The organism is Caballeronia sp. M23-90 (assembly GCF_053574605.1).
Genome location: NZ_JBSIPA010001061.1, coordinates 1 through 255, shown reverse-complemented (window position 1 = coordinate 255; position 255 = coordinate 1). Strand labels below are relative to the sequence as shown.

Genomic DNA, 255 nt, shown 5'->3' with positions numbered 1-255 from the left:
GAACAGATGCGCGGACCGGATGGCTTTACCGAATCTATGTTCACAGTGTTGAAGCTGGATGATTTCGTGCCGAAGGACCATCCGTTGCGTCCGATTCGCACGTGGCTCAATGACGCGCTTAAACGCACGGACGATGTGTTCGCGCGGATGTATGAGGCGGACGTCAAAGGAGGCCGCCCGAGCATCGCGCCGGAGAAGCTGGTGCGCGCTCTTTTGCTGCAGGTGCTGTACTCAATTCGTAGCGAGCGCATGCTG

The 255-nt window shown here is 58.0% G+C and carries 1 protein-coding gene; it reads left to right on the top strand.

What is annotated here, in order from left to right; genetic code table 11:
- Nucleotides 1-6: 6 nt before the first annotated feature.
- Nucleotides 7-255 (top strand): transposase (locus ACRXB1_RS37810; RefSeq protein WP_449494988.1); only part of this gene is annotated, 249 nt, incomplete at its 3' end.